General features: G+C 71.8%; 19 protein-coding genes. 10 read left to right on the top strand and 9 right to left on the bottom strand.

The window, feature by feature from the left end; genetic code table 11:
- The first annotated feature begins 9 nt into the window (after positions 1–9).
- Both HNR57_RS23870 and HNR57_RS23865 read left to right on the top strand, forming a co-directional pair.
- Positions 10–420, top strand: a complete 411-nt coding sequence (locus HNR57_RS23870; RefSeq protein WP_184562659.1) for a DUF742 domain-containing protein — start codon at positions 10–12, stop codon at positions 418–420.
- Between the two features lie 62 nt (positions 421–482).
- Positions 483–1088: a GTP-binding protein gene (locus tag HNR57_RS23865; RefSeq protein ID WP_184562657.1), complete on the top strand. Its 606-nt coding sequence runs from the start codon at positions 483–485 to the stop codon at positions 1086–1088.
- A 25-nt stretch (positions 1089–1113) separates the two neighbouring features.
- Here the strand turns inward: HNR57_RS23865 and HNR57_RS23860 are convergent, their stop codons facing one another.
- Positions 1114–1542 carry a PPOX class F420-dependent oxidoreductase gene (locus HNR57_RS23860; protein ID WP_184562655.1) on the bottom strand — a complete coding sequence of 143 codons (429 nt, stop codon included), beginning with the start codon at positions 1540–1542 and terminating at the stop codon, positions 1114–1116.
- A gap of 104 nt (positions 1543–1646) precedes the next feature.
- Here HNR57_RS23860 and HNR57_RS23855 point away from each other — a divergent pair, with 104 nt between their 5' ends.
- The 5 genes from HNR57_RS23855 (at position 1647) to HNR57_RS23835 (ending at position 5175) form a co-directional block, all read left to right on the top strand.
- Positions 1647–2060 (top strand): roadblock/LC7 domain-containing protein, encoded by a 414-nt coding sequence (locus HNR57_RS23855; protein WP_184562653.1) that lies wholly within the window; start codon positions 1647–1649, stop codon positions 2058–2060.
- Between the two features lie 165 nt (positions 2061–2225).
- Positions 2226–3149, top strand: a complete 924-nt coding sequence (locus HNR57_RS23850; protein ID WP_184562650.1) for a DUF6397 family protein — start codon at positions 2226–2228, stop codon at positions 3147–3149.
- A gap of 99 nt (positions 3150–3248) precedes the next feature.
- Positions 3249–3620 carry a VOC family protein gene (locus HNR57_RS23845; protein ID WP_184562648.1) on the top strand — a complete coding sequence of 124 codons (372 nt, stop codon included), beginning with the start codon at positions 3249–3251 and terminating at the stop codon, positions 3618–3620.
- A 10-nt stretch (positions 3621–3630) separates the two neighbouring features.
- Positions 3631–4416 (top strand): Fpg/Nei family DNA glycosylase, encoded by a 786-nt coding sequence (locus tag HNR57_RS23840; RefSeq protein WP_184562646.1) that lies wholly within the window; start codon positions 3631–3633, stop codon positions 4414–4416.
- A 165-nt stretch (positions 4417–4581) separates the two neighbouring features.
- Positions 4582–5175 (top strand): hypothetical protein, encoded by a 594-nt coding sequence (locus tag HNR57_RS23835; protein WP_246554864.1) that lies wholly within the window; start codon positions 4582–4584, stop codon positions 5173–5175.
- Positions 5176–5197: 22 nt separating this feature from the next.
- Here HNR57_RS23835 and HNR57_RS23830 read toward each other — a convergent pair whose 3' ends face one another.
- From HNR57_RS23830 to HNR57_RS23820, 3 genes are all read right to left on the bottom strand, one after another.
- Positions 5198–6151 carry a DMT family transporter gene (locus HNR57_RS23830; protein ID WP_246554863.1) on the bottom strand — a complete coding sequence of 318 codons (954 nt, stop codon included), beginning with the start codon at positions 6149–6151 and terminating at the stop codon, positions 5198–5200.
- Between the two features lie 81 nt (positions 6152–6232).
- Positions 6233–7105, bottom strand: coding sequence for an acyl-CoA thioesterase (locus HNR57_RS23825; protein ID WP_033307195.1), 873 nt, complete (start codon positions 7103–7105; stop codon positions 6233–6235).
- Positions 7106–7142: 37 nt separating this feature from the next.
- On the bottom strand, positions 7143–9656 hold the full coding sequence (locus HNR57_RS23820; protein ID WP_184562644.1) for a DEAD/DEAH box helicase: 2514 nt from the start codon (positions 9654–9656) through the stop codon (positions 7143–7145).
- 145 nt (positions 9657–9801) lie between these two features.
- On the opposite strand from HNR57_RS23820, the gene HNR57_RS23815 reads away from it, so the two are divergent.
- Positions 9802–10596, top strand: a complete 795-nt coding sequence (locus HNR57_RS23815) for a metal-dependent hydrolase (protein WP_184562642.1) — start codon at positions 9802–9804, stop codon at positions 10594–10596.
- A 23-nt stretch (positions 10597–10619) separates the two neighbouring features.
- On the opposite strand, the gene HNR57_RS23810 is transcribed toward HNR57_RS23815, so the two are convergent.
- The 4 genes from HNR57_RS23810 to HNR57_RS23795 all read right to left on the bottom strand — a co-directional run bounded on the left by HNR57_RS23810 (position 10620) and on the right by HNR57_RS23795 (position 15176).
- Positions 10620–10865: a type B 50S ribosomal protein L31 gene (locus HNR57_RS23810; protein ID WP_062925494.1), complete on the bottom strand. Its 246-nt coding sequence runs from the start codon at positions 10863–10865 to the stop codon at positions 10620–10622.
- 35 nt (positions 10866–10900) lie between these two features.
- Complete coding sequence (locus tag HNR57_RS23805) at positions 10901–11371, bottom strand: DUF5709 domain-containing protein (protein WP_184562640.1); 471 nt, start codon at positions 11369–11371, stop codon at positions 10901–10903.
- A 221-nt stretch (positions 11372–11592) separates the two neighbouring features.
- Positions 11593–13374, bottom strand: a complete 1782-nt coding sequence (locus HNR57_RS23800) for an ABC transporter ATP-binding protein (RefSeq protein ID WP_184562638.1) — start codon at positions 13372–13374, stop codon at positions 11593–11595.
- On the bottom strand, positions 13371–15176 hold the full coding sequence (locus tag HNR57_RS23795; protein WP_184562636.1) for an ABC transporter transmembrane domain-containing protein: 1806 nt from the start codon (positions 15174–15176) through the stop codon (positions 13371–13373). Before HNR57_RS23795 ends, HNR57_RS23800 begins: the two co-directional genes overlap by 4 nt.
- Positions 15177–15375: 199 nt before the next feature.
- Between HNR57_RS23795 and HNR57_RS23790 the strand changes: the two genes are divergently transcribed.
- Both HNR57_RS23790 and HNR57_RS23785 read left to right on the top strand, forming a co-directional pair.
- Complete coding sequence (locus tag HNR57_RS23790; protein ID WP_184562634.1) at positions 15376–16980, top strand: peptide-N4-asparagine amidase; 1605 nt, start codon at positions 15376–15378, stop codon at positions 16978–16980.
- A 175-nt stretch (positions 16981–17155) separates the two neighbouring features.
- Positions 17156–18568 (top strand): cation:dicarboxylate symporter family transporter, encoded by a 1413-nt coding sequence (locus tag HNR57_RS23785; protein ID WP_184562632.1) that lies wholly within the window; start codon positions 17156–17158, stop codon positions 18566–18568.
- A gap of 114 nt (positions 18569–18682) precedes the next feature.
- On the opposite strand, the gene HNR57_RS23780 is transcribed toward HNR57_RS23785, so the two are convergent.
- Positions 18683–19132 carry a MarR family winged helix-turn-helix transcriptional regulator gene (locus tag HNR57_RS23780; protein ID WP_184562630.1) on the bottom strand — a complete coding sequence of 150 codons (450 nt, stop codon included), beginning with the start codon at positions 19130–19132 and terminating at the stop codon, positions 18683–18685.
- Positions 19133–19208: the final 76 nt, after the last annotated feature.

Genomic DNA, 19208 nt, shown 5'->3' with positions numbered 1-19208 from the left:
TCCGCGCAGATGACCGAGGACATGACCGGCACCCGGCGCGAGCAGGGCAGCCAGTGGTACGACAACGAGGCCGGTCCGCTCGTCCGCCCCTACGCCATGACGGGCGGACGCACCCGGCCCGGCCCCACCGGCGTCCGGTTCGACCTGATCGCCCTGGTCACGCTCGACCCGGGCGCACCCGGAGTGGACGACGCCCCGCTCGGCCCGGAACACCGCAACCTCCTCGACCTGTGCCGCCCGGAGACCCAGTCGGTCGCCGAACTCGCCGCCGGCGCGGACCTGCCCGTCGGCGTGGTCAGGGTCCTCCTCGGCGATCTCCTGGAACTCGGCTGCGTCACCGTCAGCCGCCCCGTACCACCGGCGCAGCTGCCCGACGAACGCATCCTGCGCGAGGTGATCGAGGGCCTGAGGGCGCTCTAGACCCTGCGCACCGGCACCACCCACGCACTCACCACACCCTGCACTCCTGAGAGAAGTGATCAATGGTCTCCGAGCACTCCGACGCCCCGGGCGGCGAGAGCACCGCACTGGCGCTGAAGATTCTGGTCGCCGGCGGATTCGGCGTGGGCAAGACCACCCTGGTGGGCGCCGTCAGCGAGATCCGGCCACTGCGCACCGAGGAACTCCTCAGCGAAGCAGGCCAGTCGGTGGACGACACCGACGGCGTGGACCACAAGACCACCACGACCGTAGCCATGGACTTCGGACGCATCACCATCCGATCCGGTCTGTCCCTGTACCTGTTCGGCACGCCGGGACAGGACCGGTTCTGGTTCCTGTGGGACGAGTTGTCGCAAGGGGCGCTCGGAGCGGTCGTCCTCGCGGACACCCGTCGCCTGGAGGACTGCTTTCCCGCGGTCGACTACTTCGAGCACCGGCGCATCCCCTTCGTCGTGGCCGTCAACTGTTTCGCGGGCGCCCGGCGGCACGGCGCCCCGGACGTCTCGCGCGCCCTCGACCTCGACAGGGGCACGCCCGTGGTGCTGTGCGACGCCCGCGACCGCGACTCGGGGAAGGAGGTGCTGATCCGGCTCGTCGAGTACGCCGGGCGGATGCACACCGCCCGGCTGCTCGACTCGGTCGGCTGACCGCAGACCAGGGGCCTTCGCGCCGTCAGTCGGCGACGTCCATCTCCGCAAGAACCCTGTCGACGGTGACACGCACCAGGAGTTCACCGGGCACGCCGTTGCGCGCGCCGAACTCCTCGGCACGCTCCTCGCCCATGTACCGGGCACCGATCCGGGTGGCCCAGTGCCGTATCTCGTCGAGGTCTTCCGAGACACGGGCACGGCCCCGCAGCACGACGAACGAGTACGGCGGCCGGTCGTCGTCCACACACAGGGCGATCCGGCCGTCGCGAAGGATGTTGCGTCCCTTCACGCTGTCCTTGCCGGTGTTGAACACCACCTCGTCCCCGTCCAGCAGGAACCAGATCGGGGTCACGTGCGGGCTGCCGTCCGCCCGGACCGTGGACAGCTTCGCGGTGCGGGTGCCGTGGGAAACGAACTCCCGCCATTGCGCGTCGGTCATCTTCTCTGCCATGGCTCCCATCCTCCTTGCCCCGGCCGCGGTCGTGGGGAAGGCTGAGATGGAGATCCTCCGGCCAGGAGGGGAATCACACGGGGAGAAAACGGGGAGAACGGAAGATGGCGCAGAACCAGGGACTCGACTGGCTGCTGGACGACTTGACCGAGCGCGTCCACGAAGTGCGGCACGCACTGGTCCTGTCCAACGACGGCCTGGTGACCGGCGCGAGCACCGGACTGCGCCGCGAGGACGCCGAGCACCTCGCGGCCGTGTCGTCCGGGCTGCACAGCCTGGCCAAGGGCTCCGGACGGCACTTCGGTGCGGGCAGCGTACGTCAGACGATGATCGAGTTCGACGACGCGGTGCTCTTCGTCACCGCCGCCGGAACGGGCAGCTGTCTGTGCGTGCTCAGCGGCGCGGAGGCCGACATCGGCCAGATCGCCTACGAGATGACGCTGCTGGTCAACCGGGTCGGCGAGCACCTCGACGTGGACGCACGCCGGCCTGAACCAAAACTGATCACGGACCTCTGACCTGCACATTCGTCGTCCCCGTGGAGTTATCCACAGGCTCGCCACGAGATGCGCCGGACCGGCTACGGTTTTTTTCACGGCGATCGCACACGGCGATTGCGCACGGCGATCGCACATAGCGACCGCACACGGCGTGAGCCGCCGACTCCACGGGGGAGACCGACCATGTCACGAACCGGCACGACACCCGACCGCCTCACGTGCGCCCCGAGCCGGGCCGCCCGTGAACTGGACCTGAAGCGCGGCGAGTTCGACCTCGCGGTGAACCTGGGGCTCATCCGGACCGTTCCCGACGAGGGAGGCGGGGGCCGGCGCGTCGCCCGGGCGGAGATCGACCGGCTGCGCTCCGGGGACGGATCTCCGGACATCCTGCGCGAGCGCGTCGCGACCGTCGGCACCACCGAGGGCGCGCGCCTCATGGGGGTGGCACCCACCAGGTTCACGAGCCTCGCGCGCTACGGCCTGCTCGTCCCGGTGACGTTCTACCTCAACCGCTATCGAACCGTCGTCTGGCTGTATCTGGCCGAAGAACTGAAGCAGTTCGCGGCCGAGAGGAGCAACGCCCTGCTGCTGACCGCCCGTCGCACACCTGTCGAGATCCAGGAAGGGCTGAAGGCCGGTATGGACCGGCGGCCCCGCAACTGGCGAGGGCGTCACGTCGGGTTCCTGACGCGGGACGCGGGGGACGACCCCTGGGCACGCGCGGCAGCGGTCGCCTGCCTCCTCGACCCGGCCGACGTGGCGGACGTGGTCCAGGATCCCCGCGAGCGGGCCCGCCTGACCCACTGCCGCCCCCGGCTCCCGGCGCACGGCGCCCCCGGCTCGGCCACAGCCGAGCTGGTGGAGAAGCTGAGGACGGCGAGTGAGCCGGACGAAGTGTCCTGGTTCCGCGCGGACCTGGCCCACACGATGGAAGAGGCCCGACGCCGTCATCCCGTGGCGGAAGGACCTCCCCCGGCATCGCCGGCCGGGCCGGATCCGTTCGCACCTGCCCCCGCTGCGGTGGTGAAGCGGCCCGCGCCCCGGGACTGCACCCACCACGGCCTGCTGAGCCGGCTCCGCCGCAGAGGCCGGCGGCCGGTCGGGTGACCCCCGCAGCACGGCATCACCGCTGGTCGGCGCGCTGACCGATGAGTTTCCGGATGCGCCCGGGTCCTCCTCTGAGGAGACTGTCCCCGGGAGGCGATCATGTTCGGTACGACGAAGGCGTTCAGCGGGTTCTCGGTGGATGACATCGAGGCGGCCAGGGCGTTCTACGCAGACACGCTCGGGCTCCGCGTGTCGGAGGAGAACGGGATGCTGATCCTGCACCTCGCGGGTGACCGGGACACCCTGGTCTACCCCAAGCCGGACCACACCCCGGCCACCTTCACCATCCTCAACTTCCCGGTCGACGACATCGAGGCCGCGGTCGACGAGCTGGCCGGGAAAGGCGTGCGCTTCGAGCGCTACGACCACCTCAAGACGGACGACAAGGGCATCTTCCGCGGCGGCGGCCCGCTGATCGCCTGGTTCACGGACCCCGCGGGGAACGTGCTGTCCGTCCTCCAGGAAACCTGACCCACCGGCCGTGCCCGAGCTCCCCGACGTCGAGGGCTTCCGGCAGGTGCTCGAATCCTGCGCGAAGGGACGTGTCATCCGGCGCGTCGATGTGCGGGACGCGGGGGTCCTGCACGGGGTCGACGCCCGGGGGCTGCGGGACGCGCTGGAGGGGAGGCGGTTCGGCGCGCCGCAGCGGCACGGCAAGTGGCTGCTGGCCCGCACCGGCGGCCCCACCCTCGTACTGCACTTCGGTATGACGGGGCGGCTGGTGTGCGGGCAGGCCGATGATCCCGTGGAGGCGCACGACCGCGTTCTGTTCACCCTGGGCGGCGGTCGGCAGCTGCGCTTCCGTGACCAGCGCAAGCTGCAGGGACTCTGGCTGGCCCACGACGAGTCCGACGTGGAGCGGCTGCTGCGGCGGCAGGGGCCCGATGCCTTGGCGGTGGACCGTGCGGAGTTCGAGGAGGTGCTGTCGTCGCGCCGAGGGCATCTGAAGACGGCCCTCACCGACCAGTCCGTTCTCGCCGGTCTCGGCAATCTGCTCGCCGACGAGATCCTGTGGCGGGCCCGGCTGCGCCCCGACCGGGGGGCGCGTGACCTGACCCCGGAGGACCGCCGTCGTCTCTACAGCGAGATGCGGCGCACCCTGCGTTCCTCCGTCACCGCCGGCTGCGTACCCCCGCGTGGCACCTGGCTCACCGGCCACCGGGACGACCGTGACCCGAGGTGCCCGCGGTGCGGCACCGGCCTGCGCAGGTCGCGCATGGCCGGGCGGGGCACGGTGTGGTGCCCGCATTGCCAGCCGGACCGGTGACCCGGTCGGAGCGCGTCGGCCGGCCGCCCGGTCATCGTCGACTGCCCGGACCTCTGCGGTATCGAGCGGGCATGCCACCGTTCGCGCGCCACCCACGGGTGCTGGACTTCGGCTCGCTCGCCGACGGCCGGCCGCTGCGGCAGGATCCCGCTGGAGCTGCGGGCCGTGCAGCTGCGTCAGACCGAGGTGTACGCGGTCGAGCTGAGCCAGTACAGCGGCGGGGGAGACGTCCGGGTCATCGTCCCGCGCGTGCACGGAGAGGTCGCCTCGACGGCGAAGAGCCCCTCCGGTCGCCGCCCGGTGCAGCGGACCACACGGGCCGAGATGGACGCGTTGATCTGGACACGGCCCGATCCGGAGGTACGGCGCATCGCCACCGCTCTGCTCGATCACGCGGCGGCCGAGGGGCGGCCCGAGGGCGGGACCGCCAAGTACCGGAGCATGTCCGTCTATTACCGCGTGGACGGACGGCAGGTCCGTCGCTGGAACCTGTCCCTGCAGAACGGCCCGGTGAGGGACGACCTCTCGTTCGCCTTCGGTTCGATCACGTACCACCTCGGGCGGGACATGGCGGCAGCGTTCGCCGCGTCCCTGCCGGCCGTTCCCGAGCTGACGGAGAAGCTGGAGGCGTTGCCGGCCAAGGAGTACAACGCCTGGCCGTCCGTCTCCCTGCCCGCCCTCGCGTCGCAGCCCGGAGGCCTGGAGAGCATCCTGTCCGCGATCCAGGGCCTCGTCGACGGCCGGGCGCCCTCCGCCTGAGCAGAAGGTGGAACCCCTTCGCTCAGGGCGCCGCCGCGCTCTCGCGTTCCTCGTCCGGAGCCACCAGCGACTGCGTGAACGGAATCCGTGCCAGCGCGAGCACCCCCGCGGCAATCAGCGCGACGCCGAACAGCTGCGGCAGCAGCCACCACCCGGAGCGGATGGTCTCCTCGTACAAGGTGATGCCGAGGGCGAGGCTCACCAGGGCGTCGCCTAGGGTGAGCGCGGGCTGGGAGGCGACCAGCGGACCGGCCTGCATGGCGTTCTCCAGCAGGAACAGGGCGCACACACCGGTGGCGGCGAAGGCGTAGGTCTGCCAGGCGGTGAGAAAGCCCACCAGGCCCTGATCGTCGAGGATGTGGGTGGCGGCCTTCATCAGCGCGGCGGTCACCGCGTAGCTGATCGCCGTCGCGGCGCCCAGGCAGGCCGCCCGGGCCCGGCCCTCCGGGCGCCGGAGGGCGGCGACCGCCAGGGCGACGACCGCCCCCGCGCACACGGCGAGCGCCGGAATCCAGCGGTCGAGCGCCACATGCGTGCGGTTGCCGGCGGGTGCGGCCGCGGCGAGCGCCACCGCCAGACCCGCCACCACCACGGTCACGGCCAGCCAGCCCGTGCCCGGCAGGTGCCGGTGCATCAGCAGCGAGGCCACGATGAGGGTGAGCGGCAGCTCCAGCACGAACAGTGGCTGCACGATCGTCAGGGGCCCGGTGGCCAGCGCCAGCGCCTGGCAGACGGCGGCGCCGATCACGGCGAGGATGCCGGCCAGCCAGACGGGCCGGCGCAGCAGATCGACGATCAGCCCGGCCCGCAACCCCTGGGACGCGGGCACGGTCAGCGCCGCCTTGCGTTGCAGTACGGTCGCCACGGCGTTGCTGAACGCCGCGCAGATCGCGAACACGACGGGGAGCACGGTGTGCAGCGTGGCCACCTCCCGGATCGGCGGGCGTGCGACGTCGGCAGTGCCTGCTCCTGCCATGGTCGCCGGATCCGGCCGGGGGCGCGATCGGAGCCCTGCACACGGGGCCCCGATCGTCGCCCCGGTCTTCGGACGGCCAGGTCAGCCGAGCTTCCGGAAGAGCCCCTCCTGCACCACGGACACGACGAGCCGGCCCTCACGGTCGTAGATCCGGCCCCGGGCCAGGCCACGGCCGCCGACGGCGATCGGCGACTCCTGGTCGTAGAGGAGCCAGTCGTCCGCGCGGAACGGGCGGTGGAACCACATGGCGTGGTCGAGCGACGCCATGTCGAAGCCGCGCGGGCCCCACAGCGGCTCGACGGGGATGCGGACGGCGTCCAGGAGGGTCATGTCGCTGGCGTAGGTGAGGGCGCAGGTGTGCACGAGCGGGTCGTCGCCGAGCGGCCCGACCGCGCGCATCCACACGGCGCTGCGCGGCTCGGCGTCCCGGGCCTCCTCGGCGGTCCAGCGCAGGCGGTCCACGTAGCGGATGTCGAAGGGCTGGCGGCGGGCCATCCGCTCCAGCTGCTCGGGGAGCGCGCCCAGGTGCTCGCGGATCTCGTCCGTGACGGTGGGCAGGGACTCCGGGTCCGGGACCTTGCGGGCCGGCGGCAGCTGGTGCTCGAAGCTGCCCTCCTCCGGCTTGTGGAAGGAGGCGGTGAGGTTGAAGATCGTGCGGCCCTGCTGCACGGCCGTGACCCGGCGGGTGGTGAACGACCGCCCGTCGCGCACATGCTCGACCTGGTACACGATCGGCACGCCCGGCCTGCCGGGGCGCAGGAAGTACGCGTGCAGCGAGTGCACGGGACGGTCGCCCTCCGTGGTGCGGCCGGCGGCGACCAGGGCCTGTCCGGCCACCTGCCCGCCGAAGACCCGCTGCAGGGACTCCTGCGGACTGCGGCCGCGGAAGATGTTGACCTCGATCTGCTCCAGGTCGAGCAGGTCGACGAGCCTCTCGGCCGGGTTCGTCGTCATGGGTGGGATTCTCCTGTGCTCGCTGCTGCCCGGCCCGTCACAGCTGGCCGACGTCGGTGACGCGGACGACCGCGCGGCCCTCCGCGTCCGAGGCCGTGAGGTCGACCTCCGCGCTGATGCCCCAGTCGTGGTCGCCGTTCGGGTCGTGGAAGATCTGCCGGACCCGCCACAGGGCGTTCTCCGGCTCCTCCTCGATGAGCAGCAGCTTGGGGCCGCGGGCGTCGGGGCCGGTGCCGAGATCCTCGTACTCGTCCCAGTACTTGTCCATCGCCTCGCCCCAGGCGTCGGCGTCCCAGCCGGACTCCCCGTCCATCTCGCCCAGTTCACCGACCTGGTCGAGAGCGGCCAGTTCCACGCGGCGGAACATGGCGTTGCGGACCAGGACGCGGAAGGCACGGGCGTTGGCGGTGACCGGCTTGACCTCGTCGGCCTTCTCCTGGGCCTCCTCGGCGGTCATCTCCGCCGGGTTGGCCAGCTGCTCCCACTCGTCCAGCAGACTGGAGTCGACCTGGCGCACCATCTCGCCCAGCCAGGCGATCAGATCCTGGAGGTCCTCGGACTTGAGGTCGTCCGGGACGGTGTGGTCCAGGGCCTTGTAGGCGCTGGCCAGGTAGCGCAGCACGATGCCCTCGGTGCGGGCCAGCTCGTAGTGGGACACCAGCTCCGTGAAGGACAGCGCCCGTTCGTACATGTCGCGGATGACCGACTTCGGCGACAGCGGATGGTCGCCGACCCAGGGGTGGCTCTTGCGGTACGTGTTGTACGCGTGGAAGAGCAGCTCCTCCAGCGGCTTGGGGTACGTGATGTCCTGGAGGCGCTCCATGCGCTCCTCGTACTCGACCCCGTCCGCCTTCATCTGGGCCACGGCCTCGCCGCGCGCCTTGTTCTGCTGGGCGGCGAGGATCTGCCGTGGGTCGTCGAGCGTCGACTCCACCACGGACACCATGTCGAGGGCGTACGACGGCGATTCGGGGTCGAGCAGTTCGAACGCGGCGAGCGCGAAGGTGGACAGCGGCTGGTTGAGCGCGAAGTCCTGCTGGAGATCGACGGTGAGGCGGACGATACGGCCGGTGGCGTCCGGCTCGTCGAGCTTCTCGACGATGCCGCCGTCCAGCAGCGACCGGTAGATCGCGATGGCCCGGCGGATGTGCCGCAACTGCTGTTTGCGCGGCTCGTGGTTGTCCTCCAGCAGCCGCCGCATCGCCTCGAAGGCATCGCCGGGGCGGGCGATCACCGACAGCAGCATGGTGTGCGTCACCCGGAACCGGGACGTCAGCGGCTCCGGCTCGGAGCCGATGAGCTTCTCGAAGGTCTGCTCCGACCAGGCGACGAAGCCCTCCGGGGCCTTCTTGCGGACGACCTTGCGGCGCTTCTTCGGGTCGTCGCCCGCCTTGGCGAGGGCCTTCTCGTTCTCGACGACGTGCTCGGGAGCCTGCGCGACGACGAAGCCCTCCGTGTCGTACCCGGCCCGTCCGGCCCGGCCCGCGATCTGGTGGAACTCGCGGGCGCGCAGGGTGCGGACCCGGGTGCCGTCGTACTTGGTGAGGGCCGTGAACAGCACGGTGCGGATGGGGACGTTGACGCCCACGCCGAGCGTGTCGGTGCCGCAGATGACCTTCAGCAGACCGGCCTGCGCGAGCTTCTCGACCAGACGCCGGTACTTGGGGAGCATGCCGGCGTGATGGACGCCGATGCCGTGCCGGACGTAACGGGAGAGATTGCGGCCGAACTTGGTGGTGAAGCGGAAGTTGCCGATCAGCTCGGCGATCTGCTCCTTCTCCTCCTTGGAGCACATGTTGATGCTCATCAGCGCCTGCGCCCGCTCCACGGCCTGCGCCTGCGTGAAGTGCACGATGTAGACGGGTGCCTGGCGGGCGGACAGCAGATCGGTGAGGGTCTCGGTGAGCGGCGTGTAGCGGTACTCGTAGGACAGCGGCACGGGGCGGGTCGCCGAGCGGACCACCGCGGTCGGGCGGTTCGTGCGGCGGGTGAGGTCCTTCTCGAAGAAGGAGACGTCGCCGAGCGTCGCCGACATCAGCACGAACTGCGCCTGCGGCAGCTCCAGGATCGGGATCTGCCACGCCCAGCCGCGGTCGCCCTCCGCGTAGAAGTGGAACTCGTCCATCACGACCTGGCCGACGTCCGCGTCCTTGCCGTCGCGCAGCGCGATCGACGCCAGCACCTCGGCGGTGCAGCAGATCACGGGAGCGTCGGCGTTCACGGAGGCGTCGCCGGTGAGCATGCCGACGTTCTCGGTGCCGAAGATCTTGCACAGCTCGAAGAACTTCTCCGACACCAGCGCCTTGATCGGGGCGGTGTAGAAGGTGACCTCGTCCCGGGCGAGTGCGGCGAAGTGCGCGCCGGCCGCGATCATGCTCTTGCCTGAGCCGGTGGGGGTCGACACGATCACGTTCGCGCCGGAGACCACCTCGATCAGCGCCTCCTCCTGGTGGGGGTAGAGCGTGAGCCCCCGCTCGCCGGCCCACGACTCGAAGGCTTCGTACAGGGCGTCGGGGTCGGCGGTCCGCGGCAGCTGATCGATGAGGGTCACGCCCCCATCTTGCCTGGCCCGATGCCCGATGCGGGAATCGGCTGCGGGCCCGAAGATCACGAACGCTACGCTGGGGCGCCGACGGGACGTCAGCGCGCCCGGTCAACTGGACAGCGGCACACGATGAATGGGGCGGGCAGCGGCCATGATGGGACCAGCACACTCACTGTCGGGAGCCGCCGCCTGGCTCGGCGTCGGTGCGGCCGCCGCGGCGGCCGGGCACCCGATGCCCTGGCCGGTCCTCCTCGTCGGCGCCCTGATCTGCGCCGGAGCCGCCCTGGCCCCTGACCTCGACCACAAGGCGGCGACCATCTCCCGGTCCTTCGGACCGCTGTCGCGCTGGCTGTGCGAGATCGTCGACAAGCTGTCGTACGCCGTCTACAAGGCCACCAAGAAGCAGGGCGACCCGCGCCGCTCCGGCGGGCACCGCACGCTGACGCACACCTGGCTGTGGGCGGTGCTGATCGGGGCGGGCACCTCGGCGGTGGCGATCACCAGCGACCGCTGGGGCGTGCTGGCGATCCTCTTCGTGCACATGGTCCTGGCCATCGAGGGCCTGCTGTGGCGGGCGACGCGCGGCTCCAGCAGCGAGGTCCTGGTGTGGCTGCTGGCCGCGACCACCGCGTGGATCCTCGCGGGCGTGCTGGACAAGCCCGGCAACGGCGCGGACTGGCTGTTCACGGCGCCGGGCCAGGAGTACCTGTGGCTCGGGCTGCCGGTGGTGCTGGGCGCGATCGTGCACGACATCGGGGACGCGCTGACGGTGTCCGGCTGCCCGATCCTGTGGCCCATCCCGGTCGGGCGCAAGCGCTGGTACCCGATCGGTCCGCCCAAGGCCATGCGGTTCCGCGCAGGCAGCTGGGTCGAGCTCAAGGTGCTGATGCCGGTGTTCATGCTGCTCGGCGGGGTGGGCTGCGCGGCCGCGCTCAACGTCATCTGAACGCGGCCGGTCCCGGGAGTTCCTCAGCCGCCGCCGTAGCGCCGCTCGAACGCGGCGACCCGTCCCTCCGAGTCGACCGTGCGGGCCCTGCCCGTGTAGAAGGGGTGGCTCTCCGAGGAGATCTCCACGTCCACGACCGGGTAGGTCTCGCCGTCGTCCCACTCGATGGTCTGGTCGCTGGTCGCGGTGGACCGGGTGAGGAACGCGTACCCGGCGGCGCGGTCGCGGAAGACGACGGGCTGGTAGTCGGGGTGCTTGTCCTGCTGCATGAATGCTCCTCGAACGGCTCGGGCCGGGCTTGCGATCAGCCGGACAGGGTGTCCTCGTCGACGATGTGCACGGCGGCCTCCTCGGCCGACGCCGCGGCGCCGTCGATGCCCACGTCCATGGCGACCAGCGCCTCCTCCTCGTCCTCGTGGGCGCCCTCGTCGGGTGCCACGAGCCGGCCGGAGCGCGCGGCGCCGACCTCGTTGTCCAGGAGTTCCCCGTCGGTGCCCTCGCAGTCCCCGAGGCCGTCACCGTCCGGGACGGCGGCCTCCGGCAGCTCCTCGGAGAGCCGCTGGTCCAGCGTCTCGCCCCGCTGCCGCTCGGCCGCCGTCACGCCGAGGTGCTCGACGGCCCAGGGCCGCTCGGGAGGGGACCAGCCCCGGTCCAGGGGATCGTCGACGCCGTCGTTCTCCAGGGTGTCCTCGGCGTCGAGCAGCCCCGTGTCCTCCCTCTGCTCGTCTTGGTCCGGCTGGTAGACGTCGTCTCCCCAGCCGTCGGAGCTGTTCACGGGTACCTCCAGGGGGTGGGAACGGGCCCGTATCCACGGGGCCCGTGCCGGGCCGCCGCCGCGCGGAGCACTGACGCCGCCCGAACCGCTGTTCCCGGGCGTCCCCCGAGCCGGTGCCTGATTCCAGCCTTCCACCCCCGCTCGGGACCGCGCAACGCCACGGACGCGGCGGCCCCGCGGAGCGAGCGCCTCCCCGCCCGCCCCGGCACCCGGGCCGCGGCTCACCCGTGCCATGACCTCCACAGCGCCGCATACGCTCCGTCCGCCGCGACCAGCTCCTCGTGGCTGCCCAGCTCGCTGATCCTGCCGTTCTCGACGACGGCGATGACGTCCGCGTCGTGGGCGGTGTGCAGCCGGTGGGCGATGGCGACGACGGTGCGGCCGTCCAGGACCCGGGCCAGGGACCGCTCCAGGTTGCGGGCCGCGCGCGGGTCGAGCAGGGAGGTCGCCTCGTCCAGGACCAGCGTGTGCGGGTCGGCCAGCACCAGCCGGGCCAGCGCGATCTGCTGGGCCTGGGCCGGGGTGAGCGCCAGACCGCCCGAGCCGACCTCGGTGTCCAGGCCCTCGTCGAGCGCCCGGGCCCAGCCGTCCGCGTCGACCGCGCCCAGCGCCGCCCACAGCTCGGCGTCGACGGCACCGGTCCGCGCGAGCCGGAGGTTGTCGCGCAGGGAGCCCACGAAGACGTGGTGCTCCTGGTTGACCAGGGCCACGTGGGAGCGCACGCGCTCGGCGGGCATCCGGGACAGCTCGGCGCTGCCCAGGGTGATCCGGCCGTCCCGGGGCGCGTAGATCCCGGCGAGCAGCCGGCCCAGCGTGGACTTGCCCGCACCCGAGGGGCCGACCAGGGCCAGCCGGGTGCCGGGGGAGACCTCCAGGGACACCTTGCGCAGGACGTCCACGCCCTCCAGGTAGCCGAAGTGCACCCGGTCGGCGTGTACATGGCGTCCCTCGGGGGCCACGGAGGGATCCCCGGCGTCCGGCTCGATGTCGCGGACTCCGACGAGCCGGGCCAGCGACACCTGGGCCACCTGCAGCTCGTCGTACCAGCGCAGGATCATGCCCACCGGGTCGACCAGCATCTGGGCGATCAGCGCGCCGGTCGTCAGCTGGCCGACGTCGATCCACCCGTGCAGGGCGAACACGCCGCCGATCATCAGGACCGAGGCGAGCACGGTCACGTGGGTGGTGTTGATGACCGGGAAGAGCACCGACCGCAGCCAGAGCGTGTACCGCTCCCAGGCCGTCCACTCCCGGATCCGGCGCTCCGACAGCGCGACTCGGCGCTCGCCCAGGCGGTGGGCCTCGACGGTGCGCCCGGCGTCCACCGTCTCGGCGAGCGCGGCGGCCACGGCGGCGTACCCGGCGGCCTCGGAACGGTAGGCCGAGGGCGCCCGCCGGAAGTACCAGCGGCAGCCGATGATCAGCAGCGGCAGGGCGAGCAGCACGGCCAGCGCCAGCGGCGGCGCCGTGATCACCAGCCCGCCCATCAGCAGGAACACCCACACCACGCCGATCGACAGCTGCGGTACCGCCTCCCGCATCGCGTTGCCGAGGCGGTCGATGTCGGTGGTGATGCGGGACAGCAGGTCGCCGGTCCCGGCCCGCTCCAGCACCCCGGGCGGCAGCCCGACCGACCGGACGAGGAAGTCCTCGCGCAGGTCGGCCAGCATCCGCTCGCCCAGCATCGCGCCGCGCAGGCGCACCTGACGGACGAACACGGCCTGGACGGCCAGCGCGGCCACGAAGAGCCCGGCGGTGAGTTCCAGCCGCAGGTCCCGCGCCCCGTCGGACACGCGCTCCACCAGTCCGCCCAGCAGCCACGGACCGGCCATCGAGGCGATCACGGCGGCCGTGTTGACGGCGACCAGCAGCAGGAACGCCCGCCGGTGCCGGCGCAGCAGTTCGGCCACGTAGGCGCGGACGGTCTCGGGGGCGCCGACCGGCAGGGTGTTCGCCGTCGTCGGGGCCGCCGGGTCGTACGCCGGTGGCGCGACGCCGATCATGCCTTCTCCTCGATCTCTTCCAGTTCCTGCAGTACGTCGTCCAGGGCGACGGAGCCGTTCAGCGCGGCCTCGTCGTCCGTCTCGCGCGTGACCACCGCCCGGTAGCGGGGATCGGTCCGCACCAGCTCACGGTGGGCGCCGACCGCCACGGCCTCGCCGTCGTGCAGGAACACGACCCGGTCGGCGCGGTCCAGCAGCAGCGGGGAGGAGGTGAACACCACGGTCGTGCGCCCGTCGCGCAACTCCCGCACGCCCTGCGCGATCCGGGCCTCGGTGTGCGAGTCGACGGCCGAGGTCGGCTCGTCCAGCACGAGCGCCTCGGGGTCCGTGACCAGCGACCGGGCGAGCGCGAGCCGCTGGCGCTGACCGCCGGACAGGGACCGGCCGCGTTCGGTGATCCGGGCGTCCATCGGGTCGGCCGCGTCCAGCGAGCCCTGCACGAGCGCCGCCAGGACGTCGTCGCACTGCGCGGCCGCCAGCGCCTCTTCCGGCCGGACGGCGCCCGACGCGGGTACGTCGAGCAGTTCGCGCAGTGTGCCGGACAGCAGGACCGGGTCCTTGTCCTGGACGAGGACGGCCGTTCGGGCGCTGTCCAGCGGGAGTTCGTCGAGCGGCACACCGCCCAGCAGCACCGAGGTGCCCTCCTGGGAGGGGTGTCCGCCCAGCCGTTCCGCCAGCAGGCCCGCCGCGTCCGGGTCGCCGCACACCACGGCCGTGAGCCGCCCGGCGGGCGCGAGCAGCCCGGTGTCCGGGTCGTACAGGTCGCCCGAGGGAACCTCGGCCGCGCGCGATCCCGCGGTGTCCGTGGGCCGCTGGAGCGACAGCACGCCCGCGGCCCGCTTGGCGGAGGGCCGGGAGAAGGAGTACGCCATGGCGATCTCCTCGAAGTGCCGCAGCGGGTAGGTGAGGACCATGACCGAGCTGTAGACGGTGACCAGTTCGCCGACGGTGATCCGGCCCTCCTGCGCCAGCCGCACCCCGTACCAGACGACGGCGATGAGCAGCAGCCCGGGCAGCAGGACCTGGATCGCGGAGATCAGGGACCACATCCGGGCACTGCGCACGGCCGCGTGGCGGACCTCCTGGGAGGCGCTGCGGTAGCGGTCGAGGAACAGCTCCTCGCCGCCGATGCCGCGCAGCACCCGCAGGCCGGCGACGGTGTCCGAGGCGAGTTCGGTGGCGCGTCCGGCCTTCTCGCGCTGGGTGTCGGCGCGCCGGGTGGCGCGGGGGAGCAGCGGCAGCACGGCGAGCGCCAGCGCGGGCAGGCCCACCGCGACGACCACGCCGAGCGCCGGCTGGTAGACGAGCAGGCCGGCGCAGACCAGGACGACGGTGACCACGGCCGCGGTGAAGCGGGACAGGGCCTCGACGAACCAGCCGATCTTCTCCACGTCACCCGTCGAGACCGCGACCACCTCACCGGCCGCGACGCGCCGGGTCAGCGCCGAGCCCAGATGGGCGGTCTTGCGGGCGAGCAGTTGCTGGACGCGGGCGGCCGCGGTGATCCAGTTGGTGATCGCGGTGCGGTGCAGGAAGGTGTCGCCGACCGCGTTGCCGACGCAGGCCAGCGCCAGCAGCCCGCCCGCCAGTGCGAGTCGTGAGCCGGAGCGGTCCACGACGGCCTGGACGGCGACGCCGACACTGAACGGCAGGGCGGCGACGGAGGCGAAGTGCAGCAGCCCCCAGCTCAGCGACTTGAGCTGACCGCCCAACTGGTTCCGGAAGAGCCACCACAGGAATCGAGGGCCCGAACGCGCGTCCGGGACGCCCGGGTCGGGGTACGGAAGGTCTTGAATCTGCATGACGTCCCAGTGGCTCGTGTCAGGGGGGATGGGGGCCGGCCGAAGGCAGCAAACCGTGACAGGTTCGCCTTGCCGCGTGGTCGCGGGCAACAGGTTTTCCGTCCACCGAACGGAACCGGCCGACAGGGGCGGCAACAGGGCTGCCCTGGCGGGCGGGTGCGCATTGCGGAGGCGGCCGGGGCCCCGTAGAACACCGCCCATGAAGAGACGGATCGTCATGTCCATGCTTGCCGGAGCGACTCTCCTGGCGAGCACCCTCCTCGGCACCGGACCCGCCGGTGCGGCGGACGTCCCGGCCCCGGCGGGCGGCGTCCCCGCCGAGTTCGGCACCGACTGGCACGACCCGGTCACGGCCGCCCCGCCCGTGCGGAGGCCGTCCGGCACGTCCTGCGAAGTCACCGTCGCCCAGGCGCAGTTCCGCGACTTCACCCCCTATCGCGGCACGTACACCCCGCCCGACGGCTGCGGCGACCGCTGGAGCAGGGTGGTGCTGCGGCTCGACGGCAAGGTCAAGGGGCGCCAGTACGACCGGCTCGGCTACCTGCACGTCGGCGGGGTCGAGATCTTCCGCACGTCGACGCCGCAGCCCTCGCCGGACGGCATCGAGTGGTCCGTGGAGAAGGACGTCACGCGCTACAGCGACACCTTCCGCACGAGCCGGGACGTCGAGATGCTCATCGGGAACGTAGTCGACGACACCTACACGGGCGTCCTCGACGTCAGGGTCACGCTGACGTTCTATCAGGGCCGCCCCGACGGGAAGAGCCCCGACCGGGTCCTCGCCCTGGACGGCGACTCGGCCCTCACCACCCCGCGCAACAGCGAGCGGATCGTCGCCGAGGTGTATGCGACCGGCTCCGGCGGCGGCTGCGAGGAGTACTGGTACCTGACCGTGCCCGAGCCGGCTCCGTACTCCTGCAAGGCCGGTCAAGGTCCCTACCGGGAGGTGCAGATCAGCGTCGACGGACGGCTCGCCGGCATCGCCGCACCGTTCCCGACCGTGTGGACCGGAGGCTGGTCCAACCCGTTCCTCTGGTACGTGATCCCGGGCCCGCGCGCCCTCGACATCAAGCCGATCACCTACGACCTCACCCCCTTCGCCGGGATCCTCAACGACGGCCGCCCGCACCGCGTCGAGGTCTCGGTCGTCGGTGTGCCCGAGGGGCAGACCGGCTGGAGCACGCCCGTCAACGTCCTCGTCTGGCAGGACGAGCGGCGCGAGCGGGTCACCGGGAAGCTCACCGTGCACCGGGCCGGGAACCTCACCAACTCATCGGTCTACAAGCCCGGTTCGGACCACAGCGTCGGCACGGAGGGCGCCCACCGGCTGACCGTAGGCGGCTACGTCGACACGTCGCACGGCCGCGTCAGGACCACCGTGAGCCGTTCGCTCGACCACACCTCCACGCACCGCTGGAACGACGGCGAGACGCATGACGCCCTCGAAGCCACCTGGACCGACGACGAGTCGGTGACCGTCGACGGCCGGACCACACGGACCCGTCGCTCCTACACGATGGACGGCACGACCACCCTCGGCGCGGGGGACCGGCTGCGCACCGTGCTGACGCTCGGCGACCGCGCCACGGTCGTCGGCACGCACGGCGGGCGACGCACCGCGTGGTCACGGCTCGACAACTCGTATACGGGCGACGCGACTTATACGGCGAACGTGCCGCGCGATCAGCGTCACGCGGTCGGCACCACGAGCGAGCGCTACCGGCTGTACGGCACGAACGGCTGCTACGACCGCACGCTGACCACCGTGCAGGGGGTGCTCACGGGAGACCGCAGCCGGTGCTGAGGGGAGTGATGCGGCGCATATGACGTGCATCACTTATGGCAGTTTTACCTGGCCGAAACGTTGCGGTCTTGCGCGTGATCAAGACAGCCTCCAGGGTGTCGGAAGCGGAATTCACATTCCGTATCACAGAAGTCCCCTCCGGCTTCTGTGCGTCCCGTCCCCCCTAGGAGGCTTCGTGCCGCCGTCCGTACCGTCCCTCCCGCGACGCGTCGCACGCACTCTACGCACCTCGCTCTTCGCGCAGGTTCTCTGCGCGCTCGTCCTCGGAATCGTCGTCGGAAAGCTGTGGCCGGACACGGCCACGGCTCTCCAGCCGCTCGGCGACGGTTTCACCCGGCTCATCAAGACGGTGATCTCGCCGCTGGTGTTCTGCGTGGTCGTCGTCGGCATCGCCAAGGCCGGTGACCTGAAGGCCTTCGGCCGGATCGGGGTCAAAGCCCTCGTCTGGTTCGAGATCGCCTCCACGGCCGCCCTGGTCATCGGGCTCGTCGCCGCCAACGTCGTCGGCCCGGGCCAGGGCATGAACGTCGACCCGTCCTCGCTGAACGCCGCGGCGGTCGACGAGAGCACGGGTGGTGGGCAGCTGCCCACGACGACCGAGTTCGTCCTGAACGCCCTGCCGCAGAGTTTCGTCGGCGCCTTCGCCGAGAACGAGCTCCTCCAAGTCCTCATCCTGGCCTGCCTGGTGGGCGCCGCCCTGCTGCACCTCGGGCACACCAAGGTGCCGAAGATCCTGCCCGCGATCGAGCAGGCCCAGGAGATCATCTTCGCGGTCGTCGGCTTCATCATGCGGCTGGCCCCGATCGCGGTGTTCGGCGCGATGGCCCACCTGGTCGGCAACTACGGCCTGGGCGTGATGCGGACGTACGCCAAGCTCATCGTGCTCTGTTACGTGGCGGCGGCGCTGTTCATCGCGCTGCTGGCCGTCGCCCTGAAGGCCGTGACCGGCCTCAGCCTGTGGAAGTTCCTGCGTTACATCCGCGAGGAGATGCTGCTCGCGCTCGGTACCGCGTCCACCGAGTCGGTCATGCCGCGCGTGATGCAGAAGCTGCGCCGGGCCGGCGCCCGCGACGACGCCGTGGGGCTGGTGCTCCCCACCGGCTACTCCTTCAACCTCGACGGCGCCTCGCTCTACCTGTCCATCGGCACCCTGTTCATCGCCCAGGCCGTGGGCGTGGACCTGAGTCTCGGCCAGCAGGTCACCGTCGTCCTGGTGCTGATGCTCACCAGCAAGGGCATGGCGGGCATCCCCGGTTCGGCGTTCCTCGCCCTGTCCGCGACCGCCTCCTCCCTGGGCGCGATCCCCGCCGGGGCCGTCGCGCTGCTGCTCGGCGTGGACCGCATCATGGACTCGATGCGCGTCGTCACCAACCTGCTCGGCAACTGCGTCGCCGTCTTCGCGGTGTCGCGCTGGGAGGGTGCCCTGGACACCGACCGGGCGAAGCGGGCCCTCGACGGGGAGGACACCTCCCCGCCGGCCGACGGCGAGGAGGGTGCCGGCGGCGAGGCCGGCACCGGGGCACTGGCGCCGGGCATCCCGGCCCAGAAGCCCAAGGAGCTCAAGGAGTCCGCGTCCGAGGCCGGTTGAGTCAGGGACAGCGGGCCGCGGCCACCGCTCGGCAGGACGAGCGGCGGCCGCGGCCCGCTGTCGTCTCCGGGCGCCGGTCCGTGGGGCCGGCGCCCGTCGAGCGGCTTGCGGCGGTCAGCAGGACTGCGCCGGCGCCCCGTCGATCAGCGTGTCCAGCAACCCCCCGAGCGCTTCCCGCTGATCCCCCGTCAGCGGCGCGAGGATCTCCTCCGCGGCCGACCTGCGCGCCGCCCGCAGCTCGCGCAACGCGCCCCGGCCGTCATCCGTGAGCTCGATGCGGATCACCCGCCGGTTGGCCGGGTCCGGGACCCGCCGCACCTTGCCGCTTGCTTCCAGGCCGTCGACCAGCGTCGTCACGGCCCGCGGCACCACCTCCAGGCGCTCGGCCAGGTCGGCCATGCGCGGCGGCGAGCCCCAGTGCGCCAGCGTGCGCAACAGCCGGGACTGGGCCGGGGTGATGCCGAGGTCGCTGTGGGCCAGATGGCGCTTCTGGATGCGGTGCACCCGGCGGGTGAGCCGCAGCAACTGCTCGGCGAGCAGACCGTCGGGATCGGGCGTGGTCATGGGGGAACAATATCAGGATGCAGTTCATTGTGAGTATAGGTAACAATGAGCTGTGATCCGATCCGCCGCATCCCTC

The organism is Streptomyces paradoxus (genome assembly GCF_014202475.1).
Lineage (GTDB): Bacteria > Actinomycetota > Actinomycetes > Streptomycetales > Streptomycetaceae > Streptomyces > Streptomyces paradoxus.
The sequence above is the reverse complement of the archived record's forward strand: the minus strand, read 5'-3'. Positions and strand labels throughout refer to the sequence as shown.